The sequence below is a fragment of the Flavobacterium sinopsychrotolerans genome (assembly GCF_900110375.1).
Classification (GTDB): domain Bacteria; phylum Bacteroidota; class Bacteroidia; order Flavobacteriales; family Flavobacteriaceae; genus Flavobacterium; species Flavobacterium sinopsychrotolerans.
Window position 1 is genome coordinate 81,949 of record NZ_FODN01000003.1, and the last position, 20,906, is coordinate 102,854.

The 20,906-nt window shown below is 31.9% G+C and carries 20 protein-coding genes; 3 read left to right on the plus strand and 17 right to left on the minus strand.

Annotation, left to right across the window (positions count from 1 at the left end; genetic code table 11):
• Positions 1–15: 15 nt before the first annotated feature.
• The 13 genes from BMX64_RS15960 to BMX64_RS07290 form a co-directional block, all read right to left on the minus strand.
• The gene (locus BMX64_RS15960) at positions 16–165 is read right to left on the minus strand and encodes a DUF6804 family protein (protein ID WP_317614713.1); all 150 of its coding nucleotides are present in this window, start codon (positions 163–165) and stop codon (positions 16–18) included.
• A gap of 26 nt (positions 166–191) precedes the next feature.
• Complete coding sequence (locus BMX64_RS07225) at positions 192–473, minus strand: DUF6759 domain-containing protein (protein ID WP_143056064.1); 282 nt, start codon at positions 471–473, stop codon at positions 192–194.
• Positions 445–777, minus strand: coding sequence for a hypothetical protein (locus BMX64_RS07230; protein WP_091169311.1), 333 nt, complete (start codon positions 775–777; stop codon positions 445–447). The genes BMX64_RS07225 and BMX64_RS07230 overlap by 29 nt, the downstream gene beginning before the upstream one ends.
• A 41-nt stretch (positions 778–818) precedes the next feature.
• Positions 819–1,328 (minus strand): hypothetical protein, encoded by a 510-nt coding sequence (locus tag BMX64_RS07235; protein WP_091169315.1) that lies wholly within the window; start codon positions 1,326–1,328, stop codon positions 819–821.
• Position 1,329: 1 nt separating this feature from the next.
• Positions 1,330–3,057 carry a hypothetical protein gene (locus tag BMX64_RS07240; RefSeq protein ID WP_091169319.1) on the minus strand — a complete coding sequence of 576 codons (1,728 nt, stop codon included), beginning with the start codon at positions 3,055–3,057 and terminating at the stop codon, positions 1,330–1,332.
• A gap of 13 nt (positions 3,058–3,070) precedes the next feature.
• Positions 3,071–4,591, minus strand: a complete 1,521-nt coding sequence (locus BMX64_RS07245) for a DUF4407 domain-containing protein (protein WP_091169323.1) — start codon at positions 4,589–4,591, stop codon at positions 3,071–3,073.
• A complete protein-coding gene (locus BMX64_RS07250; protein ID WP_091169328.1) occupies positions 4,575–5,795 on the minus strand; it encodes a DUF4407 domain-containing protein in 1,221 nt (406 codons plus the stop codon). The genes BMX64_RS07245 and BMX64_RS07250 overlap by 17 nt, the downstream gene beginning before the upstream one ends.
• 547 nt (positions 5,796–6,342) lie before the next feature.
• Complete coding sequence (locus BMX64_RS07260; protein ID WP_091169339.1) at positions 6,343–6,879, minus strand: SH3 domain-containing protein; 537 nt, start codon at positions 6,877–6,879, stop codon at positions 6,343–6,345.
• A 262-nt stretch (positions 6,880–7,141) separates the two neighbouring features.
• Entirely contained in the window at positions 7,142–7,807 is a 666-nt protein-coding gene (locus tag BMX64_RS07265; RefSeq protein ID WP_091169345.1) for a hypothetical protein, read from the minus strand.
• A 204-nt stretch (positions 7,808–8,011) separates the two neighbouring features.
• The gene (locus BMX64_RS07270; RefSeq protein WP_091169348.1) at positions 8,012–8,647 is read right to left on the minus strand and encodes a P-loop NTPase family protein; all 636 of its coding nucleotides are present in this window, start codon (positions 8,645–8,647) and stop codon (positions 8,012–8,014) included.
• Between the two features lie 105 nt (positions 8,648–8,752).
• Positions 8,753–9,652, minus strand: coding sequence for a transcriptional regulator (locus BMX64_RS07275; RefSeq protein ID WP_091169350.1), 900 nt, complete (start codon positions 9,650–9,652; stop codon positions 8,753–8,755).
• A gap of 88 nt (positions 9,653–9,740) precedes the next feature.
• The gene (locus tag BMX64_RS07280; protein WP_167543038.1) at positions 9,741–10,076 is read right to left on the minus strand and encodes a helix-turn-helix domain-containing protein; all 336 of its coding nucleotides are present in this window, start codon (positions 10,074–10,076) and stop codon (positions 9,741–9,743) included.
• A gap of 837 nt (positions 10,077–10,913) precedes the next feature.
• A complete protein-coding gene (locus BMX64_RS07290) occupies positions 10,914–12,632 on the minus strand; it encodes a helix-turn-helix transcriptional regulator (RefSeq protein ID WP_143056065.1) in 1,719 nt (572 codons plus the stop codon).
• Between the two features lie 322 nt (positions 12,633–12,954).
• On the opposite strand from BMX64_RS07290, the gene BMX64_RS07295 reads away from it, so the two are divergent.
• The gene (locus BMX64_RS07295) at positions 12,955–13,695 is read left to right on the plus strand and encodes a hypothetical protein (RefSeq protein WP_091169363.1); all 741 of its coding nucleotides are present in this window, start codon (positions 12,955–12,957) and stop codon (positions 13,693–13,695) included.
• Positions 13,696–13,833: 138 nt separating this feature from the next.
• Here the strand turns inward: BMX64_RS07295 and BMX64_RS07300 are convergent, their stop codons facing one another.
• The 4 genes from BMX64_RS07300 to BMX64_RS07315 all read right to left on the minus strand — a co-directional run bounded on the left by BMX64_RS07300 (position 13,834) and on the right by BMX64_RS07315 (position 18,551).
• Positions 13,834–14,682, minus strand: a complete 849-nt coding sequence (locus BMX64_RS07300) for an RteC domain-containing protein (RefSeq protein ID WP_091169368.1) — start codon at positions 14,680–14,682, stop codon at positions 13,834–13,836.
• 428 nt (positions 14,683–15,110) lie between these two features.
• Complete coding sequence (locus tag BMX64_RS07305; RefSeq protein ID WP_091169373.1) at positions 15,111–16,004, minus strand: alpha/beta hydrolase family protein; 894 nt, start codon at positions 16,002–16,004, stop codon at positions 15,111–15,113.
• Positions 16,005–16,184: 180 nt separating this feature from the next.
• Positions 16,185–17,207, minus strand: coding sequence for an alpha/beta hydrolase family protein (locus BMX64_RS07310; protein WP_091169375.1), 1,023 nt, complete (start codon positions 17,205–17,207; stop codon positions 16,185–16,187).
• A 465-nt stretch (positions 17,208–17,672) separates the two neighbouring features.
• On the minus strand, positions 17,673–18,551 hold the full coding sequence (locus tag BMX64_RS07315) for a hypothetical protein (RefSeq protein ID WP_143056066.1): 879 nt from the start codon (positions 18,549–18,551) through the stop codon (positions 17,673–17,675).
• Positions 18,552–18,922: 371 nt separating this feature from the next.
• Here BMX64_RS07315 and BMX64_RS07320 point away from each other — a divergent pair, with 371 nt between their 5' ends.
• Together BMX64_RS07320 and BMX64_RS07325 are read left to right on the plus strand one after the other, a co-directional pair.
• The gene (locus tag BMX64_RS07320; RefSeq protein WP_143056067.1) at positions 18,923–19,129 is read left to right on the plus strand and encodes a hypothetical protein; all 207 of its coding nucleotides are present in this window, start codon (positions 18,923–18,925) and stop codon (positions 19,127–19,129) included.
• A gap of 130 nt (positions 19,130–19,259) precedes the next feature.
• The gene (locus BMX64_RS07325) at positions 19,260–20,900 is read left to right on the plus strand and encodes a tetratricopeptide repeat-containing sensor histidine kinase (protein WP_244273266.1); all 1,641 of its coding nucleotides are present in this window, start codon (positions 19,260–19,262) and stop codon (positions 20,898–20,900) included.
• The last annotated feature ends 6 nt before the right edge of the window (positions 20,901–20,906 follow it).

The following is a 20,906-nucleotide window of genomic DNA, read 5'->3' on the forward strand; positions in this document are numbered from 1 at the left end:
CAAGAAAGCCGTAGATTACCGATTCAATTTTGTTTTAGAATGATTGATTATCGAAATAAGTAATCCTATTCCAACAATTAAATCCACGATATTCCAAATTGTTCTGCCCAAAGCTATTTTGATAAATTGCTGAAATAAAATGGATAAAGCAATATAGATTAGCATCTCATTTTTGTGGCCAGTTAGTCATATTATCTAAATGTTCTTGAAATGTAATAGCTTGAGGAATAATTACCACTTAGGTCTTCTGTAGATGAATAACTTTCACCACAAGCAGTTGCAGTGACCCTATAATCTCCACTTTTTATTGAGATACTTCTTAGTTGGTTTTGTGGAATTGATATCATTCTAGAATCGATTCCGCTATATCTAACAATCAATTCGCAAGAAGTATCATTTTTTATTGATACTTCAGAAATACCAGAATTTGATTCACCAACTTTGTCAGAATTTGGCATTTCCTGTATTCTCATCGCTAAAAATTTGATCTACTTCTAAGTCAATTACTCTTGCTTTTAATTTTTCAATATTTTCATGATCTGGGTTTTTTTCAATAAAATTTTCTAAGTCATGTATAGATGTGGTTTGTATAACTTCTTCAAAAGTCAATTCTTTAATTGGTTCTTCAATTATTTCTGACGACATTGTGACTGAATCAGCAACAAATTGATCCACAGCTGTAGCAGCAGAATCAACCGCAATTTCGTTATCATATTCATATTTGGTTTCTTTGCAAGAATAGCAACAAATAACTAAAAGTAGAATTATTATTTTCATTATGTTTAAAATTAAGATTAATATTTTTTGCTTTTTATGTTTTAATGGTAAAAAGGGGTTTCAACAGCAGGGGCAAACCATCTTAAAAAATGCTCGAAAATGGTTATTAATGAAAATACCAATGTTAATAAAACTAGTCCTTTAATTAAAAAATAACCCACATTGTCTTTTTCAATTTCGATACTATCATTACGATTACCAATTGAAAATTTTATGATAACATGAACAATGTAATAGGCTAAGAATGTAAATAAGAAGCTAAAACCAGTGAAGATCGCTATTTGCTCCATTACTGCTACAAATGTGTTATTAATTGATTTATCAGCAATTATTAATTCAATTGAATTTTCGACAAGTTCTAACGCTACTTTTAAAAACAGGATAAAAGATAGGAGTAATGACCCAAACCAAATGGAATAGGATGTATTAATTTTTTGTTCTGTGTTTGTTTGTATTTTTAATCTTTTTGCTAAAAATTGAATTGCTATCAGCATTAGTGCAATTGCAACAATTCCTACTATACTTGTAAAAAATAAACTTTGTTTGTCCATGTTATTTTGATTTTAAGGAGATTCTCCAGTTATTTAAATTTGAAATTTTATTTGATATTATTCCGGGTTTACAATTGGGTGTTGTTGTTTCCCACATCACATACCTATTCTCGTTATAATTGTAAGCAGTACCGTTTATGGGTAAATTTATTCCTAAAATGGAATGCCCATAAAATTCACTGCTTAAAACTGCCACATCATAATTGTAATGAGCGAATATAGTATATAATAATAGTGTTCTAGAATCACAATCTCCTTTTAGGCTTGCTAAAAATTCGACAGGTGTATTTATTCCAAATCTTTGATTGCCGTCGCAAGATGCGTTTGGGTCTAAAAGATATTGTCGAGTGAAAGTATCATTGTACAAACTGGCGTCACATCCTTTATCTAATATTAAAGCATATGGAATGTCCTGAATAAAGGAGACAACCATTTCTGCAAATTTAACTTTAGAAAGCTTGTTTGATTTATTGATACTATCAAATAATTTGTAAACGCCATTTAATTTATTTTTATCATTTTCTTTTAGGCTGTATATGATTTTATCATAGCTGTCGATATTATTTTGCGAAAGCGGTAAGTTGTTTTTATGGTATTCAGCATTTTTTAAATCACTTAATCGGAGTTGGTATTTGCCTTCATATTTTTTGCCTTCATAATCTTGCCAAATTCTATATCGTGTTATAAGAGTGTCATTTTTATTTAATTGATTACTTGTCGTATCGGTTATTGTAGATCTTTCCTCAACTACTTCTCTCGGTTTATCTACAACGACTGGAGTGGGGATATATCTCTGAGAGCCTTGATTGAATGTATTTATTAATGAACTGATAAATCCAATTAAAAGAAGCACACCAATAACTCTCAGAATCCATTTTAAATAAGGACCTAAAATACTAATTAGGAACATAATGATAAAGAAACCAATAAAATAAAGTATTCCAGGAAGTATTGTAATTAAAAACAGGAGCCCTAAAATCAAACCTATTATTCCAATAATAGATGAAAAGCAGCCTTGGTTAGTACCAACGTCATTATTTTTATATTCCCAATTCCCCCATGTTTTATCATTGTGATTTTTGCAATAATATTCACTTCTGGTATAGTTTCCTTTGGTTTGGGTTGCTCCTGTTTTAATATTTGATGCTCGGCAGGATGATGGCTTTTGAGATGGGATCTCTTCTGGAACTTCTAATGGATCTGTTTCAACTATTGGTCCGACAATTTCTTCTACAATTTTCTTTTCATAATCAAAAACGTAACCCGTAATGAAAGCATTAAAAGTACCAAATACATCATCGCCGTCCGTTTGATGAAATTTACGAACGATATCAAATTCAAACAACTGCGGTTCTAATACATTTACCCCAAATGATTTTTCATTTGCTATAATTGCGACTGGTAAAGTTGTTGGTAATTTCTCTTTTGGGAAAACAGTTCCTTTTATTTTCTCTTGATTACCTATGTTTTTAAAATCATTAGGAAAAACAAAAGCTTTATTCTCACTAAAATCAGCTTTTGAATTACATAATACTTCTGCTTCATAGATTTCAAAATCAAATAAATTAGATTCATTGTCTATTCTGTCCCCTCTATATTTACCAGTAATAGTTCCTTTTAAATATGTTTTTCGTGGAGTGGAAATTTCTTTCGTGACTTTGTTATAATCCAAACCATCCTCTCCGATGAAAGGTTCCACTTTTATTATTTTTTCAAGAATATCATGCATAGTAAAAAGTAGATTATAATTCTTGGTTATAAATAAAATCTAATAAACTTTCTTCGTTATTAGAAATAGATGTAGGTGTGTTTTTTCTTTTTGTTCTGAATGGGGAATCAAGCCAATACTCATACTTAATCATTAACTCATTTTTGTATTCATCTGAAATTCGTTGAGAGATAGTATTATATTTTAGCAGATTAATATTTTTAAGTTTTTCTTGTAAATGAAATAATCTATCGGATGATGTTTTATTATATTTTTTAATATTTGATGTCAATATTTCTGAAAATTTACTTTTTGTCTCATCATATTCCTCCAGAATTATTTTATGCTCTATAAGCATTCTCTGAAAATAATAATCGGAGGTATTTATACTACTAATATTGATTGATTTTATTTTATTTTCTAACCATTTATAATCTTTTGTATTAATTAGTTCTTCTCTTAATTGTTTAATATCAGATTGATTATTTGGATTTTTATAAAATAAGCTAGTAGATAAATCCCGAACTTTATATTTAAAATAAATGGGTAATAAAAAAGTTAAACAAACCAAGATAGTGATGAACCATGAAACAGGGTTTTCAATCAGTACTAACTGAATTGTTTTGATATAAAAATTACTTTTATTTAGTAAATCGTTTAATGCATTGTAGTTGTCTGTCTTCTCCGTAATTAGATTTATTAAATTGTTCTTATAAGTAATGTAGTCCTCTTTTAAACTACCGTCAATTGATGTTGAGTTGATAGTAGCAATAAAATCAGCATCTGAAGCTAATTCATCATTTAATAAATTATCAAGCTGGTTTAGAAGCTTCTTTTTTTCTAATTCAGCTTTATCGGTTAAAAATAAATCCGAATCAATTGTATTGAGATGCTTTAATTTCTTTGAAGTGATTATTATGAATTGATTGTCTCTTTCAATTTTATTATCAATAATAGCTATTTGAGCTTTTGTAGTATTTGCCAAATCTTCATTCAGCCGGTCTACTATTTTTTGGTTGAACTCCTTTTGATTGAGAAGTTCGTTTTTAATTAACTCTTTATTTGTTAATGCATATAGCTTAACTCTTTCAACTATTTTGTGTTTTTCAATACTACTTTCTACTGTTGTAGAAATCATAAAAACGTTTAATGGCTGTGCAATTATTATAGCTAACAGTGCCATAAAACCCAATCTTAAAAACATAGAAAAAGATGGGATATTAATTATTTTTTCACTTTTTTGAAAACTGTTTTTATTTTTGGTAGATAGCGGGATTATAGCAGGAGAAATAGTATGTAGTAATAGTAAATACATATTCACAACAACAGCTCCCCAGATTATTCCTATAGGAAGACTTACCCATTTTGCCCCTTCAAACAAAGAATAGGCAAAACAAGTAGCACTGAAAAGACATCCGGAAAAAATTAATAACACAAAAAAGCCAATGAGAGCAAATCTTGTTTGGATTTTAGCGCTACATTTTTTCAATATATAATTATCTTCTCCTGAACATGTAAAAAGAAAAAGCCGTATTTCATTAACTGCTTTGTTCATCTGTGTTGATAGTTTTTATGTATTCATCCAGGTTTTCATCAATTTTTTTCATCTCTCTTTCTTTGTATTTTTGAACTGCATACTCGGTAAGCTCCTTCTGAATTTTTGTGACTTCAATTTTTTCAAAAATTAATCTTTCTGCTTCATGGTTTACAGTGAGGTGCTTTTCTACTCCTTGTTTGTCCTTGTAATAATCATATTTTACTTCAATTCCATATTCTGCTTTAATGAGTTCGTCTCTGTTTTCTGCTAAATAGTCATAAGTAGTCTTTGTTAACATCAGTTTGAAAAAGATTGGTGTTAACTCAATTGCCATAAAAAGTAATGTGATAAACAAGGATATCCAAAAACCAGCAACTTCGTGTGCTATTTTTATTCGTTCTAATAAACCATCAAGACCGTTGGCAACTTTTTCAGTATCAGCCAATGCTTTCTCTCTTCGATCCTCAATTATTTTTTTTTCTTTTTTTATTCTACTGTATTCAGGATTATTTTTAATATCAGATATTTCTTTCCCTACAGCATCCATTTGTTCCTTAACTGCTAATGCTCTAGGGCCTACAGTAATAATTCGTGCTTCTTCAATATATTGCTTTTCCAATTCTGCATGACGTCCAATTTTCAAGCCTAAATCTTTATCGAATTTGATGAGTTCTTTATCTTTATTTTTAATTTCCTCATTAAAATTTGCATTTACTTTATCAATGTAGATTGTCTGCTGTTCAATTTGCTTTTCACGTAGTTTAATATCAATTTCAGTTTTAAACATCCTAATTTCAACCGGTTTTGATATGGTCATTGCTATAATCATTCCCATTAGGATACGTGGCAAAGCACTTTTTAATTCTCCCATCGTTATAGCTTCAGTGCCATCACCCTTCCCAGTACTGGTAACAATAAATCGGTCAATATTTAATATCATTAATCCCCAGATAATTCCAAAAAAGATTGCTGTAAAAACAGTTTGCGTATCAATTGGGTTTTCAATAGCAGAACCTCTTGGCTCGAAAATAGTATAGAAAGCATATCCACCTGCAATTCCTGCCAAAGCTCCGGTTGCAAATACTATTCCGCCTAAACACATATATTTAATCTGATCAGAATATGTTGCTCTTTCTAAAAGATAACGGTCTCCACCTGCACATTTCCATAGAAATCGCATCACTGAACTTGATTTTGGTAATTGATAGTAATCTCGTGTCATATAAATTCGTTTTGGTTATAGTTATTATTGTTAATCATAATTGGTTTGTTTGTTACTTTAATTTTTGAAGCTAATAGAGATGGTTTTCGTATGTTACTGTATAGATGTGGTTGTATTAGAGCAGGAATAGTTTTTTCTACTATTTCTAATGAAAGATTTGACAAACTAGTTTTGAAACTTTGTGTATTTATGGTCAGTTGCGGTTCAAATTTCAATTTGAAGGCTTTCCTTTGAAAAAAGCCATACACAACAAGATCAAATTCAGTATCAAAATTTTTGAGATTAAAAATCTTGATTTCCTTTTCTAATGTTTTGTGTTTTCCAAATCGATACCATAATCCATTTCTAAATCTATAGTTGATTATGATTAGGCTATTGTCAAAAATATATTCTGTGGAGTAGTTAAGGTATAGTAATTCTATTTCTTTTCTTTTACGAAAAAGAATTTTAAAAAAACGTCCTACAATTATTAAAATAAATTGCAGTCTTTTGAATACCAGTGTGAAATAGTGAGAAACCAAATCTTTAGCTTTATTAATTAATAATTTTATCTGGAAACTATATAAAACTGCCAAGAATATCCTTGATTACTATTTAGATTTTCCGTTCCTATGTATGGTATAACACCTGGGGCAGAAGCTCTAAAATCGTATTCGCCCGGATTTAATGTAATGTTCTTTGTTTCGTTAGGTTTGAAGTAATACAACATCATATTCATTTTCAATGTTAGTGTTTTACTAGTGCTATTGAATATTTTTACTTCGGGTTCATAATTTGATGTATCGCCATTAGGTGTAAAAACACTTTCGTTACTTTTATTAACTACTGTACCAACTTTTACATATGATTTATGTACATACCCTTCTCTGTCAGATGCTATATCTATGATATTATAGTAATCATTTTCTGTTTCAAGAGAAATAATAAAGATTTGTGTTTGGGGGTTTAATAAGCTAATTATATTATCAGCACTACTGGATCCTTCTCTGAAGTTTAACTGTTTTGTGATTTTTCCAAGGTAGGACTGGCTATAAATCACATTTGAAATTAAAATAAGAATTAGTAACAGTAATTTTTTTTTCATAATCAAATTTTAATATTCTAGTTAGATCTTAAACTTGCGTAAACTTATAATTATCAAAAGTTTTTCTATTACGGTTTTCCACAATTGAAGAAAATAAATATCTTATTTAAAGTTTCGTTACATTTATTTTAAATCAAAATAGAGTGCTTTGATTATTAAATGTAAATAAATGTTGTTCAGAATAATTTTACAATACCCACTTTTAGTGATATTTACCTTTTATCTTTTTAAGTTAAATTTTAATAATGTTAAATAGTGATAGTTATAGTTTTTGATTTTGTTTTAGACTGTATCCATGTAAGTAAACTTGAAGCTCGTACAAGTGTATTATCAGGATTTCTTGCTCAATACTTTCGGTCAGTTGAACAAAATGTATAGTTTCGTATAAAAAAATACCTCCTAAAATTTCTTCCAAAATGAAAAATATCGTCTGCTGGAGTGTTTTGTTGGAGCAATGGATCGTATAGTTTTTTAGATGAATGTGAATCGTTTGTTTTATAGCGTAGCTCTCCGGATTGATTGGAATGTGTTTTGATAAATCGTCTTTCATCTTGATGTCATGAATAATATAATGCTGATCGAGTATGTTCAGTCTTTTCTCAATGGTTTCATTTGTTGTGATAAAAGCGGTGAATTTCCATGTTTTTAATATTGGGGCGCTGTCCACTAGAGCTATTACCTGTTTGAAGTATTCCGGATTACCATTAGCTGTAATTATGAATTTGGAACTACTATTATTATTATTATTATTATTATTATTATTATTTGGGAAGACTAGAATGAAATCAATATCATTACAATAATAGCTTAGGTTCTGCTTTATCCAGTAAAGGATTGATTCTTGGTTTTTAAGGGATTCGTTTAGGATGTTTTTGATGGTAAGTTGGTTGTCTTGGAACCAGGTCCAGAAATTGTTGATTTTTTTCATGGTGGGAAAAGTTTAAGGTTTGAAAAGTTTAAAGTTGCTGCACGAAGTAATTATTAGTCAAAATGAAGGGGTCTTTTTGCCGCATACGTTGTTTCTTCTCGCAATGACATTATCGTTTATCGAGTATGGTTTTTTCGAAATCAATCAAATTCAAAAAATTACTCACACTTTGTTATTTTTTTTTGGTTTTCGTGATTGTTCAATTTATTTTCGCTTGTCTGTTGCATGTCTGTCATACGCTATCAAATTGCATAATTCTCTCAATCTGCTTCGAACCCGGTTTCCGTAGTGGGTTTCGATTTCACTTGCTGAGAGGTTTGTAGTGATGTGGGTTTGGATTTTTTTTGTTGTGAAAATGTCATACCGGCTTAATAGAATTTCTGCCATTACGTTGCATTCGTTTCCGAAATATTTTAGATTTTGCTCCACACCAAGATCATCGAAACAATACTTGAGAGCCGCGGGTTGTCCTCCTTTTAATCTCAAATCCTCGCTGTATTTGTGGATAACTTCGTAACCGTCCTGAATAAATTCAAAGCTGATGTCTCGGCACGGTTTTACGGAAAATTTATGCTCAGTTTTAGTGAGATGTTTCATAATAGTCATTAGTGATGTTTTGCCACAACCAACTGGGCCAGAAAGCAAAATTCCTTTCTTGAGGTTGATGCCATATTGAAAACACGTTTGTTCATCTTTTAGAAAATAGGCGATGAGTTTGTAGATTATTGGATAATCAGTTTCAAGGATTTTGAAGTGGTCGCCGTATAATTCCACTCCTTTTTTTTCGAGCCAAACAATTACCTCTGAATAATTGTAATGGGTTTTTATTTCTGTTTGCATAAGTTTTAAGATTTAACTGTAAAGAGTGTAAATGTTTGACCTGAGTTTAGCAAAGTGAGATTGCTTCGTTCCTCGCAATGACAGAGAACCTGAAATGAATTCAGGTTAAAGTGGTTCCGAGTAGTCTTTGTCTGTTCCTGTGTTGAGGTGTCTTGAACGGTTTACTGGAGCTGTTTCAGAATTGTATTTGAAATTAGGTGCGTTTAATATCCAGTTTTGTGCTGCAGCTTGCCAATCGATCATGGGTGTTTTTCCACCAACGAGCCAGCCGTTGCTGGAGAAATAATTGAAAAATTTATTGGCTTCTATTTCCGGAAAATTGTTTTCAAGGAAATAGCATTTTACTTTTTCAATTGTAGGCTTATCGACGTTCGTCTCTCGACTACGCTCGGGATGACACGCTCGGGATGACATGCTTGAAGTTACAAACTTTTCTTTTTTGGCGGAACTTTTTTCTTTTTGTCCTGTAGCAACATTTTTTAAAATATTATCTTCAATTTCAAAATTTTGTGCTTGCTCGTCTTTGTTTACACTCTTTAAATCGTTTGAAATGTTTGGTATGTTTGTATTGTTTATATAAGATACCAGTGCTTGTTCACCGCTTGTCTCATTAGTAGTGCAGGACTTGTTTAGAGCTTGTTCATTGACCAGTTCAAAAGCAGGTTCGTTTTTTGGTACTGTTATTTTTTCACTTTTTGGAATTGGTTTTAAATCGTCGGAAAAATTGAAGAGGTAGACGTGGCTTCCTTTGAATGGATTGTATGATGGTTCGTAGTTTATGTAGCCCAATGAATGCAAATTTTTAAGGCATTTATGATAGGTAGCTTTAGAACTGATTTTGCTAATTCGCATTAACTCGTCCCGAGAAATACTGATTGGATTTTTGAATCGGTTGCAATTCCAGAATTGAAACAACGACATATACAAACTTACGTGTGTTGGATTGAGCGCTTTGTCGATCGCTACCTTTTCAAAAAATCCTGTTAGGTGTTTTATGTAATTCATTTTGTTGGTGAATAGTGTCTCTCGACTGCGCTCGTGATGACGGTGAAAAGTGAAAAGGAATTAGATTAATTCGCTTCTCTTAATGGTTTTACTTGAAAAGGGTAGGGAGGGCGTTCACTTTATTTCCATTCAGAAGTTTATCGATGTCACTTTGGTCATAATACATAATACCGCCAATCTTGGTATATGTCAATGTTCCATTAATTCGGAGGTTTTGTAATGTACCCGGTGAAATGTTTAGCAGCTTTCGGACTTCATTGGATTTCAGCCATTGCTTTTGCTTGAGTGGTTTGGATTGAATGATTGTAAGTAAATCATTGAGAAGTAGACTTCGGAATTCATTTAAGTCTTCCATCGTAATTAATTGTTCGCGATACATTCTGTTTTTGTTGGAGGGCGAGGTGCTGGTGTTTTCAAGTGCCATAACGTATGTTTTAGTTTGTTATGGCACAAAAGTGTTGGTTTTGATTTGTTTTATATCACAAGTGGTTCACAAGTTGTGAGAGAAAAAATTGTTTTTTATTTTGAAGTGGTCGGGGTTATTGACTTCTTTTTAATAAAATAACTATTGAGGTCTTATTAAGTTTTTTCTTTTGCCTTGATGCAAAAGAAACAAAAGATCAAGCCTGAAAATTAAAAGCTTGAAAACTACCTCAAAGTTCCATTCCGCAGCCCGAGCCGTTCGTCCTTCGTCCTCAACTCGCGGACTGCTGCCATTTCACTTCTTCGTTGTTTTCTATACTTTTTATTTAAGGGCGGGGTGAGGAGGGATTATAAGAGCGTTTGCTGTTACCGATACTGCTAGGTGTCTTGAAGATTATCTTTTCTTTTAGCTCACTAAAATTTTATTTTAAGTGGTGTTTGCTGAATCTTCGATTTGCCTTGATGCAAAAGAAACAAAAGATCAAGCCTGAATATTTTTATCCCAAAAGCATCGGACAAATTTCCCTATCGCGACCCCAGCCGCTCGTGTTTCATACTCGACTCGGGGGTCACTCCCTGTGGCCAGCGCTGAAATCCTTACCGTGATTTTGCGGCATAAAAATATAAGGGCGATCCGAAGAGGGTTTATAAGAGTGTTTACTGTTGCCGGTACTATTTTATATTTTGAAAATGATTTTTTACTTTTTTCATCAAGGAAAAAAGTAAAAAAAATATTCATCGGTTATCGATGGGTAATTATTATGGATGATTATATTGATTTGTTTTAGTTCATAAGCGTTTCACAAGTTGTGATAGGGAAATGTTTGAGATATTTATCTTATTGAATTGGTTTTTGGAGTTGTTGAATGAAATAGGTTGGAGAAATTTTAGTTTGCTTTTTGAATGCTCTTGTGAAATTTTGAGTTGAGCTAAAACCGGCTTCTTCTCCTAATGCCTCATTGGTATATAAACGGTATTTATTCTCGTTTTTAAGTAAGGTTATGATGTGTTGTAATTTTAGATTGCTGATGTAATCTATGGTTTTTTGACCTCTGTATTTAGAAATAACTTTGCCAGCATATTTCGAATTGGTATTAAGTAATGCTGAAAGACGAGATAAATTCATGTCTTTCTCCAGGTATTTTTTATTTTTTTCAAACTTTTCCAGATTCTTTAGTATCATTGTAATCACTTCCGGATTGATGTCTAAATCATTATTCTCATTATTAATATTGAGTGTTGATGTCTTTTGCGAATCCGTATTCGATTCCATTAATTCTTCAAATTTTTGTCTGTAATACTTTTTGTTTTTATAATGGCGGAAAGACAAGAAAGCAATGGTGATGGTAAAAAATACAACTAGTATGTAGATTATTTGATTTTTAGATCCGGTAGATTTTTCCAGTTCCAGATTATCTGATTGTAGTTTTTTAGTGTCGTACACCTTGAATATTTTTCTTGAAAGGTATTTGTAATTTTTAGTGAGAATGCGATCCACTTCAAGTAATCTTCTTGCGTATACTAACTGTAAAGCAATATTGTTTTGATTTTTATAAAATTCAATCAATAACTCAAAGTTTTCTCGTAAATCGGGTCTGGTGTATTTTTCATCCACAAATATCTTGTCCACTTTCAAAAGGAATGGTAAAGCTAAATTTTGCTGTTTTAAAGCCCAATAGCTTTTACCGATGTAGAAATTTGCTACTGTCTCATTAGCAAAATCCTTTTTATTTTTGAGTTCCGGTATCACCCTTTTTAGATTAGCAATTGCTTCTGAATATTCTTTTTTATAATAGTGATTTATGCCCGCTGAATGATTAAAATAGACAAGCATTTCGGTGTTGTCTAGTTTTTTACTTTCTTCCAGTCCTAATTTATTGTAGTAGGAAGATAATTTATAGTTGCCGACCTTATTGTAACATAGTCCGAGGAAGTGGATGGAATTCAGGTACCCTCTATCATTTTCTGATTCGAAATATGCTGTGCATTCTTTGAGCAGTGCAATGGCTTCGTGATAAAATCCTAAGTAATATTTAGTTTGAGCAATCGCATATTTTACTTTATGGATGGCATAACTGTCGTCCGTCTGAGAAATGTATCGATCTGCAATTAAGTAGTTGTCTAACGCTTTGGTGAGTTCTTTTTTATTGTAATTAATAATCCCTTTTGTTAAATATGCTGCTCCGATCAAGGCTTTATCTTTTGATTTTTTTGCTGCGGTAAGTAAACTATCAGAATAAGGGGGTAACTGTGCTTTATCTGCATTGTACATTATTGCTTTGTATGCCAATGCCATTTGATTCCAATTTTGTTCCGACTTTGATTTTGACAGCCAGGACTTGGCGTATAGCGTTGCATTGAAGCTTTGTGCCTTGTTTTTTTGAACCTCATTACTAAAATACGCGTAGTCTTTGTTGTTGAGGCTGTCAGGAATTTTGAAGCCGTTCTGTTGAGCAACATTTATTTGGAACAGCATTACTAAAATGAGTATTAAATATATTTTTTTGTTGTTTTTCATATATGGGGCGCATATAAAAAGCACGTAGGCTGTGCTCATTTTTTTGGTATTAAATGTAGCTAAATTATATTAGTATTAAACAATTGTTAAATAATTATCAAATAAACTGGTTAAAATGAATCAAAAATGTATCAGACTGCTAGTGATTATTTACAAAAATTATAGTGTGTGTAATTCGGGAATTACACATCATCAATTCGGGAATTGCATAGATAATGGCTTGTTGGGCTTGAATTGGGCGTGTAGATTTGCTTCGAATTCATAACCGTTTGCTAGTTGTAAACACCGCATTGTTCAAATTACCCCGGGCGAAATGAACTGACGAAAAAAGTAATCAGTCCCATTTTAAAAATTAATCTTTATGAAATTTATTTATTTATGTTTAATCGTAATTCCATTTTTTATTTCTTGTAGTGAATCCACTGATGCAATAGCATCAGACACTAAAGCTCGTGTTTCTAAATCGTCCAATCGTCTAATTGCCGACAGCGGTAGTATTGTGTCCCCTGAAAATGATTTGAATCCGTATGATATTGCCGGACAATTGCATGCCGAGTTGTATGCTGTTTATTATGCTGAAGATAGTTTGAGTAGTAGTGTTGCCAGTATAGCGGATCGTGTCACTATGCTTGCCAATGAAAACGAGTCTTTTACGGCCTTAGCCGGTATTGATTATTCGTTTTTGTCTACTGATAGGGTAACTTATATTCTCTCTACTATTGATAGTTGTACTCCTGAAATTATTGATGCTTCACTAGTTGCACCTGAAGCTAAAAATAGTTTTACTACTTTTGTTAATTCCCTATTTGTACTTTGTGAAACGGAATCTAATTACGCTGTTATTCATGATTTTGTTGTCACTTATGAAAATGAAATTTCAGAAAATAGTAGCTTTTCTTTATCCGACAAGGAAGTTATTTTGACCACCACTTCGATAGCCAGGTATGCTGTTTATGAGAGAAAAAAACGACCAAAGAAAAATACTGATCCAGAATGGGATTTACTGGTTGCTAATATCGCAGGAGGAACAGAAGGTTCTGCCGAGAGTCTTGAAAAAGCAATTGTAATGTCATTGATTACCAGTATAGCTGAGAATGAGTAGTGTTTTTTGATGTTTAGAGTTACTGAGGAATTTAGGTTTAAAGGTTTGAACCAATCTAGACACTCTAACTGAAATTATTATTATTTAAATCCAAAAACTGTTTCCTTAAAGGCTACTCTTTTTATAAAGAGTGGCCTTTTATTTTTCATCCGCTTCATCCATGCGTTTTATTAGGTTGTCTTTTAGTGAATTTAGAAAGTTTGTTTTCTCCATTGTCTTTCTATTCCTAATTTCTAAATATATTCTATTGAATTGTCCGATGTCTAAATTGAAAGCTGATTCGATATTTTTAGCAATTTCATTCAAGCTTAGATTACCATTATTTAGGACTCCTTCCGCATGAAGTGCATACATTAATTCGACCAAAGCTACTTTAGAGCCTGTCCACCGGAGTCCTTTATGGTTTGCCTCGGTATGTTGGTTGACTTGGTTACCATTTTGATATTTTTTAAGATTGGTTTCCAAGTACACTTGAATATTATCATTGGCTATTATTTTTGCCACTTTAAAATCATGTGACGTTGTAAAATCATAATCTGATTGAAAGTAGGAGCTGTCCAATGTCATTCTGATGTCGTGTTTTCTTCTCAGGAAATATTTTTTGTCCAGACATGTATTTCCGGTGCGGTAGTATTTGTAAAATTCCAGATTTTCATCGAAGAAAATCTTTAGTTTGCTTAATTCTCTATTGTAATGTTTCCGAATGGTTTTATCTGATCCGGATGGCTTGCTTATCTCAATATTGTAGATTTCATTGTAGAAAATTAATTTACTTGCCAATTGTGGCTTAATATCCTTGAAAAATTCTATCTCTTCTGATTTGCTGGTAAAATTATGTTTTTTGAAAAACGATTTCAATTGCTCTAGGCTTGCTATTGTTGCTTTAATAGCTTGTTGCGAACTTTGTATAGGGTAATTCTCATTGGAATGCATTGTTTTTAATTGACCTTCTAATTCTGCCATTACCGAATTTGAGTAGTTTTTCATTTTATTGACTGCTAATTAAGGATGTAAGACCTGTCGATTTTACTATTTGTGGTCAGCAAATCTATTTGGACCCCTGCATTTTAGCAAATGTTTACTTGTGTAATTCCCGAATTGCATAGTAGAATTCCCGAATTGCATACTTTGTTTTTGATATTCATGCGATACATAGGCTTTGTATTTACCGCAAAAATGCGGTGATTAATAAAAGTAATCACTGCATTTTTTAATTTTCAGTATTTCGGATAAAAGGGAGTTGTTCGAGGGTGGGAGGCATCAGGTAGCAGGGTCACGGAATGCAGTTGCGCGCCATCGGGGTTAAATGACAATTATTTTTCTTTTTAAATTACCTTAGGTTCCGTTCAAAAAAACTCTTATTGTTCGTGCTACGCGCGCAATAAAAATTTAGCTGTTATAGGCAGTGCTTTTTTTTAATTTTTACACTTCTTAATGCTCAACGCTTTCTGTTTTATCCATTGTATTGAAATGTCAACAGGTTCTCTATCATTGTCAGAAGATGTATTGTGTCCTAATTTAGAAAACAATGTATATTCGAAAGGATTGCCTTGCGCTTTCAATGTATTTAATTGCTCTATACACAACTTTACCGGAATTTGTATGTCTTTCTCACCAAAAAGCCAAAGTCCAGGAATCAAAAGATTATTTAAGGAAATTTTAGGGTCAGTAGCTTTAAATTGATACCTATCAGTGTCATTTTTTATATGCTCACGAGCATCTGATTCTGTATGATTTTTCCAAAAAGTATTGTTTCCATTAGTGTAAAATTGAAATCGAAGTTGTTCTAAGGTAGTAATGGTAGGGCAACTAAATAAAACCATAAATTCTATCTGTGGATTTTTGCTTGCAGCAATTGGAATTATCCATCCTGCTTGACTGAAGCCAACTAATCCAATTGGTGTTTTTTTATCTTTCAAATAGGTTCGAAATGTATTTACTGCTACGCTTGCATCGTGAGATAATAAATTAAGATTACCAGTGTCAATATTATTCGTACCAACAGATGGTCCTACGTATACACCACCAGATTCTCCAACTCCACGTTTATCATATGTCAATACAGCAATACCTTCATTGGCTAGACGTTTAGCGAACTCCATTTCTCTTTTTACAGGATCAGACCCATGAACAATTACAACAGCAGCAATTGGATTTTCAGGCTTTAATATTGAGCCTGCAAGAGTGATTCCCTGACTTTCAAACTTTACATCTTGAATGACAAAGTCGTTCGATTGTGAAAATACAGTTACTGGTAATGTTATTAATAATAACCAAAGAAATACGTTGGGAAAAAAGTTGATTTTCATTTTTGATTACTATAAAAATTTATTTTGAACGGTCTTGATTAGCATTGCCTACAACTTTTTTGCTGCTTTGAGATGGCTGGAAGTTCGTAACCTTTCGGTTTTGTGCTTTGCAGAAAATATGATACGAAGCGGGAATAACACTACTCTTCAGCTCGCTAAAATGTCTGTTGGCAGCTGTATTTATTGTTTTGTCCATTTTATAAATTCGTCCATAACTTCTGTCCAATGTTCTTTTTCGTAATTCGTTGTTCCATCACTTTCAACTTCAAAAAAGTTATGTTCTAAATTTAAGTATCTTTTATATGTTAAATTATCTTTTGAGTTTTGGATATAGAATAAAGGAACTAAATCACATAAATCAGAAGCAATATCATTTGTTCCATATGCTAAATAAGTAGGTATTTTAATTCGTAACCAATCATTTAATAATGGTCTTGAAAATGATTTCCAAGCTAATAAGTGCGGTTTTTGAATTAAAGTATCTTTATTAAAAGCGTCTTTATACATTTGGTACGTATTTTCAATTTTGTCATTAGCTTCGACCCAAGTAATTTCTTTTCTTTCAGCTTCCTTTCTATAATTTCTAATATTTTGGTCTATTCTTCCAAATGGATTTGCTGCAAATAATCCTAAATGTGTAACTTTTTTGTTATTCAAGGCAATGAGTGTTGCCACTTTAGAACCTTGAGAATGTCCAGCAACTATTAACTTTGAATTATCTACCCATTTTTGTTTTCGTAAAAATTTTAAAACTTTTTCTGCTCTGTATTCATAGTTCTCTAAAAAATCTGCTTTTACATATTCTTTATCAAATCCATCAGGTTCTTTTTCATTTGGAATGTAACAGTAAGATTTATTTAGGTATTTTTCGGCAACAATTACTGGAGTTTTGGGCATTGAAATGACAATTAAATGATAGTTCTTTTTTATCTCATTTAGGTCAAAATTTGTAATACCACCGCCTATCATCCACATATTTTCTTTTTCTGGTTTTACGAATAATGGCATTGGCAAAGAACCTTGACAAAATAAAAAAACGGGTTTTATTTCATCTAATTTAGTGTCAATTACTACAAAATTAATGGTATCCTTTTCCTGTTTAATACTGAATTGAATTGCTTGATTATTTATTATATCAAGTTTTTGCCCAAAACTTATTTGGATGAAAAGAAATAAGAATAATGTCGCTTGTAGTTTTTTCATACTATATCTGTCAACTTTTATGTAGGTCTTACAATATTCAGACTTTATGATAGATCAAATATATTGTTTTATTCTTACAAATTATTAGAGGCTCTTTTATTAGTTTCGGGTATTAGAACATATATTATAGTGTATAATTAGAGAATTGAATATTTAAGTTCAGTTCCAGAAGGTATTTATCCGATCGCATAAAAGTTTGATGTAATCTGTTTTATAATGAGTAATGATCAGACTTTTTAAATAAGATATTAATTGATTTTGATCGTGTGCACGAGAGAGAAACTCGCGCCAAGGGGGAGTTCATAAATCTCAGATTTCAAAATAAACAAAAAATATTCATGGCCTGTTACTGTTATGGGGTATTAATGAATCTTCTATTTCAAGTCTGAATATTCCTATTCCAAAAATCCTCGCTAGTATTTTCCTATTACCTCTTACATGTAGAGGAAATATTAACCATTGGCTTTACTTAATATATTTATCAATCATATACTGCGTAATTGGTTTTAAAGGCTTTTCATTTTCAGGGTTAAAACCTGGTCCATTAAAAAAATCCAGATGATCTCCAGTTTTACAATACCACAATATTGGTTTATTATGTTTAAAAAAGGTTGTGGTATCACAAATTTCAATTTTTCTAAAATTCAGCATATTTTTATTTAGAGGCATCGTTGAATACAAGTTTACAAGACCCACTGCTTGGGTTTCACAAACAACTGCTTCAAAATGGTCTTTTTGCCATTGCATGCACTCTTTTTTGGGTAAAAAAACATACCCAAAACCACACAACATTGTAAACACTATTAGTCCAGGAATAAATAGCCTTTGTTGAAAAATACGTAAATCTTTCTTTTCCAAGGATAATGGTTGCATTGATTTGTCAGGACTAATGCTATTTTTTTTAATAATTGTAGTTACTCCAGAAACATCGCCTTTGTCGCTACTTTCAATACTAGCAATGGAGGTATTCTCTTTTTTAAAAGTCTCCTGTCTTGAGAATTTCAGGTAAGGCCGCGGATTAAAATCGACTAATATTGCTGCAATATTTACTGCTTCAATATCAGTTAAATCCGTCTCTCCTTTAAAAAATGTCTCAATAGGTCTGAATTTATCTGTTTGGTCTTTTAATTTATTGGAGCAATTTAAAACATAGTCAAATTGAAAAAAAGCGGTAAAGCTTCTTAAATCATCAGTGTTAGCGTTATTCTTAAATAACTCACCACATAATTTCCTCAATTTGGCGCGAGAAGGATTTAGCAAAAAACTGGAATGGATACCAACCTTTTCAATCTCATACTTCAATTTAACCTCTGCCTTATAATCTTCTAAAGTATTTTTCACCATAAGCTTAAAGGAATTTTTAGGAATTTTCAGGAATGCCCGGTATTGCTGGGAATCATAGGAATTCCGCATCAATTTTACTGCTGAAGCGTCATTACTTTGCTTCAGAATTAGTTCTTGTTCTATTTCGCGATACGGACAAATGTACAAAACTACTTCTATAAAAGTGAGGCTATACTGAAGAGAATTTTTATTCCGGGAAGTATAATTAAACGATTCCGTACTAGCCCACTTTACTTCCCGCAACCAAAAAAACTGTTCTCATTTTAATGGTTTGGCCTTTACTAATTATTCGATAAAAGATATCGAACGGCCAAACCTATGTCAAATTTTTAACAATTAAAGTAATGAAAAAAATATTTTTTACAGCTGCTATGGCAGTATCGGGCTTAGTTATGGTTTCGTGTGATGTGGATGCGATTGACAGTGCCACTAATCAAGCGAAAGATTTTGGAGTTCATAAAAAAGGTCTGGAGTTCAACGAAAGCCATGTTAGTCCATTGAACAATACAAGTACTCTTATGGCTACTGAGGGACCCGGTGACGACGTAATTATTATTACACCACCGAAAAAACCTTAATTATAAGTATTTGTTTATAATAAATTGCTAATTTCGGGGAAAGTAACATTTTATGGTGCGTTCCTCGATTTTAGTTTTATTGTTGTTAGTTGCAATTGTATCTTGCCAAAAAGGGTCAGAAACAACTTTTGTGAATCTTAAAAATAGAGAAACTACTAAAAGTGTCCTAGCTAAGAAATTCTCCAATTTAGGAGATTCTTATTACACTGCAAAAAGATTTGATAGTGCCTATTATTATTACAATAAATCAAAAGAGATATTTGAAACTGAAAAAGACAGCACATATTCTGCTTACACTTTAATTCAGTTGGCACGAATCCAGCTCACATTTGGTGATTATAGTAACAGCGAAGAAACGTTGACCGAGGCATTACCTTATATGCATGATAATTTACAATATCAGGTAGCTGCAAATAATTTATTTGGCATCGCGGCAAAAGAGCTAAAGAATTATGGTGATGCCGTTTTTTATTACAATAAAATCTTAAAAACTGCGAGCGATTCACTATTGAGGGTTACGCCCCTCAATAACATAGCAAACGTATATATAGAACAAAAAAAATATAAGGATGCAATCATTCTTTTAGACCCCCTTCTAAAATCGAATCTTTTAGATACGCTGCCATATAAAAAAGCCATCATTACTGATAATTTGGGGTTTGCTTATTATAAATACGGTAGTATTAAAAAAGGTGAAGAATTAATGAATCAGGCTTTAGCAATCAGAACTAGCATTAACGATTCTTATGGAAGTATTGAAAGTTATTTGCATTTAGCCGATTATTATCAAAATAAAGATTACCAAAAATCAAAAGAGAATGCACTACATGCTTATGATGAAGCAACAAAGCATCAAAGTATTGACGAACGACTAGAAGCCTTGGGATTTTTAATGTCACATAATCAAGAAAAAGGAGTAAATGCATATGCCAAATTGTATGTTAACCTAGACGATAGTATTAAAAAAGTCAGGAATAATGCTAAAAATCAATTTGCTAAAATTAGGTATGATTCTAGAAAAGCCATACTAGAAAGTATCAAATATAAGGGACAAAGGGCAGAAATCCTTTTGCAGCTTGAAACACAAAAGAGCCAAAAGTACTTGTTCTTTTTTGGATTTGTTGCATTACTTGGAGGGATAGGATTTATAGTCAATTATTACAAAAGTAAAACCAAACGAGAACGCTTAGAGGCCAATTATACTACTGAAACCCGAATTTCCAAAGAACTCCATGATGAATTGGCTAATGATGTTTTTTATGCGATGACTTTTGCTGGAACTCAAGATTTGCAGAATCCAATAAAAAAAGAAACTCTTTTAGATCATCTTGATAAAATATATGTTAGAACACGAAATTTTTCTAAAGAGAATAGTCCTGTAGAAACTGGAGAACATTTTGAACAGAATTTAAAACAAATGCTTCATAGCTATAAAAGCAGTAGTACCGAAGTTATTATTAAAAATGGTAACGCAATAGATTGGTCCAAAGTCCAAACAGAAAAAAAGATAGCCATACAAAGAGTATTGCAAGAACTTATGGTTAATATGAAAAAACACAGTCAAGCCAGTTTTGTTATCATTGGTTTTGATTTGGAGCAAAATACTCTCAGAATTGACTATTCAGATAATGGAGTTGGATTTTCACAGCAACTAATTTTAAAAAATGGTCTTCAGAATGCGGAAAACCGTATTGAGACTTTAAAAGGAATACTTACTTTTGATTCTGAAACCAATAAAGGTTTCAAGGCTAAGATTTTAGTTCCAAAATAATATACC